The sequence below is a fragment of the Accumulibacter sp. genome, from assembly GCF_031732815.1.
In the GTDB taxonomy this organism is placed as follows: domain Bacteria; phylum Pseudomonadota; class Gammaproteobacteria; order Burkholderiales; family Rhodocyclaceae; genus Accumulibacter.
On the sequence record NZ_JAVMKF010000277.1, the window covers coordinates 1 to 5874 of the forward strand.

General features: G+C 63.4%; 6 protein-coding genes. All 6 read right to left on the minus strand.

Going from position 1 to position 5874, the window contains the following annotated elements; translation table 11 throughout:
* On the minus strand, positions 1-578 hold a 578-nt coding region (locus RKP46_RS16120; RefSeq protein WP_311107558.1), incomplete at its 3' end, for a response regulator.
* A gap of 23 nt (positions 579-601) precedes the next feature.
* Positions 602-772 (minus strand): hypothetical protein, encoded by a 171-nt coding sequence (locus RKP46_RS16125; protein WP_311107559.1) that lies wholly within the window; start codon positions 770-772, stop codon positions 602-604.
* Between the two features lie 35 nt (positions 773-807).
* Entirely contained in the window at positions 808-2325 is a 1518-nt protein-coding gene (locus RKP46_RS16130) for a histidine kinase dimerization/phosphoacceptor domain -containing protein (RefSeq protein ID WP_311107560.1), read from the minus strand.
* A 10-nt stretch (positions 2326-2335) separates the two neighbouring features.
* Positions 2336-3013: a bacteriohemerythrin gene (locus RKP46_RS16135; RefSeq protein WP_311107561.1), complete on the minus strand. Its 678-nt coding sequence runs from the start codon at positions 3011-3013 to the stop codon at positions 2336-2338.
* Between the two features lie 7 nt (positions 3014-3020).
* Positions 3021-5495: an EAL domain-containing protein gene (locus RKP46_RS16140; protein WP_311107562.1), complete on the minus strand. Its 2475-nt coding sequence runs from the start codon at positions 5493-5495 to the stop codon at positions 3021-3023.
* 191 nt (positions 5496-5686) lie between these two features.
* Positions 5687-5874: hypothetical protein (locus RKP46_RS16145; RefSeq protein ID WP_311107563.1), on the minus strand; the 188-nt coding region annotated here is incomplete at its 5' end.

Sequence of the window (5874 nt, forward strand, 5' to 3'; positions counted from 1 at the left end):
TACCAGCGATCGCTGAGGAACAGCGACTGGTTGTGGACGTCCCAGTCCCAGACGCCGTCGCTGGTCGCTTCGATGACCAGACGCAGACGTTCCTCGCTCTGTTGCAGGGCCCGATTGGCTTGCGCCAATTCAGCCGTGCGCTCGCGTACGCGCAGTTCCAGTTCGCTTTGAACCTGTGCCTGCCGGCGCTGCAGGCGCCACAGGTCGAGGTGCGTGCGCACGCGCGCCAGCACTTCGGCCGGCTCGAAGGGCTTGGTCAGGTAATCGACGCCGCCGACGGAAAACCCCTGTACCTTGTCCGAGGTTTCATTCAACGCGCTGATGAAGATCACCGGAATCGGTGCCAGACGTGGATCAGCCTTGATCTGTCGGCAGAGCGTGTAGCCGTCCATGTCGGGCATGCGGATGTCGAGCAGGATCAGATCCGGCGCTTTCGCAGCGACCGAGCGCAAGGCGAGGAGACCGTTTGAAGCCGGGCGAACGCGGTAGCCCTGCTCGGCCAGGAGCATGCTCAAGAGCTTCAGATTGGCCGGCGTGTCATCGACGACCAGGATTTCGTCAGGGGTCTGGGTGTTCATGGTACTGATTCCTCGTGGCCGTGCTAAAACCGCAGCGCAGCCCGATTCTGCAGGCTGATGATCGTGCATTCAGCGGACAAGGCGCGTTTCTTGCGGCGCGTATTCGACGCGGTGACGGATCTTCGGTCGGTCCGCTGCAGCGCGCGAGCAATGCCCATCAGATCCGCCATCGCCTGCCTCCCCTTGTCCGGCACTACGAGTCATCCATTATACGGTGCCGGCGGGCTGATCACAGGCCGTCACGGTAGCGACTGGTTTCGCGGCTTTCTTCGGCAAAACGGACCTCGATGCGCGACCCCCCCTGGCGGTCAAACGAGAGCGTGCCCTCGATCTGGTTGACCAGTCCGTTGACCAGGCGCCAACCGAGACTGCTGCCGCGTTGCGGCGAAAAATTCTCCGGCAGACCGATTCCGTCATCGGCCACGACGATGCAGATCGTTCCATCGTCGTTCCGCCGCAACTCGAGCTCGATGCGGCCGCTCTCCCGATCGGGAAAGGCGTGCTTGAAAGCATTGCTGATCAGTTCGTTGATCAGCAAACCACAGGGGATCGCCGTATCCAGCCCCAGGGTAAGTGCTTGCAGGTGCTTGACGATGCTCACCTTAGGTTGCGCGAACTGGTGCGCCAACTGCTCGATCAGCTGCTCGAGATAGCGGTCGAAAGCAATGCTGGCGAGATCGGCTGAGCGGTACAACTGTTCGTGAACCAGCACCATGGCCCGCACCCGGTCGGCGCTTTCGGCCAAGCGCTCACGCACGACCGTGTCGGCAACATTCTGGCCCTGCATGCTGAGCAGGCTGACGACGACTTGCAGGTTGTTCTTGACCCGGTGATAGATCTCTTTCAGCAGGACTTCCTTCTCGCGCACGGAAGCCTGCAGTCTGGCGCGCGCACGGGTGCGCTCGGTGGTATCGACGGCAACGCCGATGACGCCGTTTGCTTCGCCGTCCAGGCCGAGGCAGGGCGAGTATACGGTTTCGAAGACGGTATCGCCGATCTGGCTTTCAGTCCGCCGCAGGCGCCCGCTGAGGACGAGACGCAGGTCGGCAAGCACCGCCGGGTAGTCGGCAAAGACTTCGAACGCCGAGCGCCCGACGACTTCCCCCGGCTGCAAACCCAACTGGGTCAGCGCCAGCCCTTCGGCCAGCCGAAAAATGCCTTGCTGGTCGAGGACGTAGATGACAATCGGCGAATTCTGCATGACGATGCGGAAGCGGTGCTCGCTTTCCTTGAGCGCCTGCTCGGTGCGGGCGTTTTCGGCGATCATCTGTTTCAATTCGGTGTTGGCCTGCAGCAGGTCGGCAGTACGTCGCTCCACCTCGCTCTGCAGGTGCCAGTTGTGCGTCGCCACTTCGCTCTGCAGGCGGTGCAGGCGCAGATGCAGCGCGATGCGCGCGAGCAATTCCTCGGGCTCGAAAGGTTTGCCGACGAAGTCGGCGCCACCGCAGGCGAATGCCCGTACCTTGTCGAAAGCGGCTTCCGATGCGCTGACGAAAATCACCGGGATGTCGACCGTCGCGGGCTCTGCCTTCAGGCGGGCGCAGACTTCGTAGCCATCGATGCCGGTCGCCAGTTGTGGCTTGAGGAGGATCAGATCAGGCGGCTCGGCCGCCGCGGCGGCCAGCGCGGCCGTCGCGCTGAGCGTCGGCCGCGGGCGATAACCATGCGCCGCGAGCAGGCGGGCCGACTGCCGGAGGCTGTCGCGCAAGTCGTCCAGGAGCAGAATGTTCGCCGGAACCGGAGTCATCGCCGCCCGTTCATCGGGGCTCGCTTGCTCGCCTGGCGAGTTCCGAGCGCAGCGCCTCGGCGATTTCCGGGTAGTCGAAGTCCGCTGCCCGCGCGCTCACCCAGTCGGTGACCGTGGCATCCGTCGCCCGCAGGGCGGCGGCCAGCTCGAGCACGCGGCCGCTGTGCAGGCGGACGCTGGCTGCCAGCGTGTCGTGCAGCCAGGCGGTCGGTACGTGGGTCAGCGGCGGTGCGCTGGCGGGTGCCGCCGGTGAACTGGTAGCGGTCGGCGTGCGCTGCTCGTCCGCCGTCGCGGCATCGACCGTGTGCGCCAGAAATCTGGCAAAGCGACCGTCCTCCTTGGTCGTGTGGCTGAGATACCACTCGCGGAAGAAGGCCAGCAACTCGTCGAAGTCGATCTGGCCGGAGCGCAATTCCATCAGGACGATGTTCAGCTTTTCGAGCAGCGCCAGATGCAGGACACGGTGCGCTTCGAGTTCGGGATAACCGTTTTCGAAAAAGATGTTTTCTTCGCTCTGAAAATGGAAGGCAACGTACTTGATCAGTTCCTGCAGTACGCGCGGCGCCAGCGCGTGATCGGTCTTGACGCTTTCGAGACGATTGATCAGCGCGACGAAGGTGCGGTGTTCGAGGTCGATTTCCTCGACGCCGACGGTGACGCCGGGATCCCAATAGACGTAATCGGCCATGTTCGGGTCAGGTGTTGGTTTGCTGCTTGCCGGCGGCGAGCAGTGGTGCGAGGTCGAGCGGGCCGCTCGCCCGGCTGAAGAAGTGGCCTTGGATCAGATCACACGCCTGTTCGCGCAACCAGTCGAGCTGCGCCTGCGTTTCGACGCCTTCGGCGATGACCCGCAGGCCGAGCGCATGGCTCATCGTGATGATGGCCGAGACGATGGCCGCGTTTTCGCGGTCGCCCGGCAAGCCGCTGATGAACGAGCGGTCGATCTTCAGGTTGTGGATCGGAAAGCGCTTCAGATAGTTCAGGCTCGAATAGCCGGTTCCGAAGTCATCGACCGAGATCCGCAAGCCCATGTTGCACAGATCGCGCAGCGTCGAGCTTGCCTTCTCGGGCTGCTGCATGATCGCCGATTCGGTCAGTTCGAGTTCCAGACGCTCGGGGTTGACGCCGCTTTCGGCGATCGTCGCCTCGACGATGTAGAGCAGCTTGGGGTCGCGGAACTGGCGTCCGGAAAGGTTGACCGCCATGTAGAGGTCGGGTGCTCCGCCGTCGTGCCAGGTACGCAACTGCTTGCATGCGGCGTCGAGCACCCATTGACCGAGCGGTACGATGAGGCCCGAGTTTTCCGCCGTCGGGATGAATTCGCCCGGATAAACCAGGCCCAGCTTGGGATCGCGCCAGCGGACCAGGGCTTCGACGGCGTGCAGTTTGCCGCTGGTCGTGTAGATCGGTTGATAGTGCAACTCGAACTGCTCGCCGGCAAGCGCCCGGCGAATGTTGGTTTCGAGCAGAATGCGGCCGGTAGCCTGCTCGCTCCACTCGGCAGAAAAGAACGCGCAGCCGTTCTTGCCCAGTTCCTTGGCGCGATACATGGCGTTGTCGGCAGCCGCCAGCAGGCGCTCGGCGGTGCTCGCGTCGTTCGGAAACAGGCTGACGCCAATGCTGATCGTCAACCAGACTTCCTCGTCGCCGATCTGCGCCGGTCGCTCCATCGCCTGCAGCAGATTGCTGGCGACGCGTTGCGCCGTTTCCGCCTTGTCGATTCCGGTCAGCACGATGACGAACTCGTCACCGCCGATGCGCCCGACGAGATCCGACTCGCGCACCGCGGTGCGCAGCCGCCTGGCCGCTTCCTTGAGCAGGGCATCGCCCGCGGCATGACCGAGCGTGTCGTTGACCAGCTTGAAATTGTCCAGATCGATGAACATCACGGCCACGCCGAGGCCGTGTTGCCGGCTCATGGCCAGCGACTTTTCGAGCATGCGCGTCAGATGCGTTCGATTGTGCAATCCGGTCAGGTGGTCGAACTGCGACAGGTAAACCAGTTGCGCCTCGGCCGAACGGCGCGCGGTGATGTCCTGTACCTGAACGATGAAATAGAGCGGTGCTCCACCATCGCTGACCAGAGAGACCGACTGCATGGCCCAGGTGATCTGCGAATCCGGATGAACGAACCGGATTTCGGTCTGAAACGACGGAGCGCCGCCGGTAATCAGATCGTAGAGTTGGTTGTTCAGATGCTCGCAGTCATCGTGGTGGCAGACTGACTGCAGCGTGACGCAGCGCGCTGCGCCCAGCGACAGCCCGAAAATGGTGCATGCGGCGTCGTTCAGTTGCAGGAAGCGGCCGTCGAGGGCGACCAAGGCCATGCCGATTGCGGCAAAATCGAACGCCGAGTGAAAGCGCTCCTCGCTTTCGGCCAGGGCGCGCTCGACTTTGCGGCGATGGCTGATGTCGCGCAGGACGATGACCGCGCCGAGCAGCGCATTGTCGTTGTCCAGGATCGGTGCGGCGTTGTACTCGACCACCGTTTCCCGGCCGTCGGCGGCGATCACCAGCGCTGCGCTGTTCTGCGTCAGCGCCATGCGCGTGGCAAGCACGGTTTGCGCGGGTTCGTCGATCACCTGCTGCGTATGCTCGTCGACCAGTCGAAGTACACTGCCAATCGGCGCGCCGAGCACGGCTTCCTCCTCGACGCCGAGCAGTTGCCGAGCCACCGAGTTCAACAAACGCAAGGCGCCGTGCTCGTTGGTCGCCACCACGCCGTCGCTGACGCAGTGCAGCGTCTTGGCGAACCAGCGTTCGTTCTGGCGCAACTGCCGTTCCATGCGATGCTTGACGAGAGCGACTTCAATCGTGGCGCGCGCGTCGTCCGGTCGGAAGGGCTTGACCAGGTAACCGTAGGGCAGCGTTTCGCGTGCCCGCTGCAGCGTCGACAGGTCGCTGTACGCGGTCAGATAGACGACCGGAATGTCGTGCCGGCCGCGGATCAGCGCGGCGGTTTCGATGCCGTCCTTGTTGCCACGAATCACGATGTCCATCATCACCAGATCGGGCTGGGTGTCGTAGCACAGGCGCAGAGCCTGGTCGCCGCTGGCCGCGATGCCGGTCACCGTATAGCCGAAAATCTCCAGCCGCTGACTGAGATCCATGGCGATGATGGCTTCGTCCTCGACGATCAGAATTCTGGTCTTCTCCTTCAGGGTATCCATGTTCAATGTTCCCAGAGCGTTCCCGGTCAAAGAGCGTCCGCTGCGCCGCTCGGGCGCGCCGTAGCGCAAGGTCGAGGTCAAAGGTAGAGGACAGGAACTTTCATCGTACTTCAGCCAGTATAGGATCGTCCGTGAAATGATGCACGGAAGATGGGGGGCGGGCGGAGGGCAATGCGGGGCGGCGCCGTGGTTCAGTGGAAGTTGCGGCTGTGCACCGACAATTGGCCGAGCAGTGAACTCAGGTCGACCAGGCGCTTGGCGACCAGATGGACGACTTCGCCAGCGCGCTGGATCTGGCCAAAGACCCCGAGCAGACGGGCGCCGAGCAGCTCGCGACGCTGCCGGTCGACCAGCCACGCGTGTACGACGATGTTGGCCA

What these genes read in the sequence shown, in the direction of transcription:
- RKP46_RS16130 (WP_311107560.1), bottom strand. Translation starts at nt 2,325, where the DNA reads ATGACTCCGGTTCCGGCGAACATTCTGCTCCTGGACGACTTGCGCGAC.
- RKP46_RS16135 (WP_311107561.1), bottom strand. Translation starts at nt 3,013, where the DNA reads ATGGCCGATTACGTCTATTGGGATCCCGGCGTCACCGTCGGCGTCGAG.
- RKP46_RS16140 (WP_311107562.1), bottom strand. Translation starts at nt 5,495, where the DNA reads ATGGATACCCTGAAGGAGAAGACCAGAATTCTGATCGTCGAGGACGAA.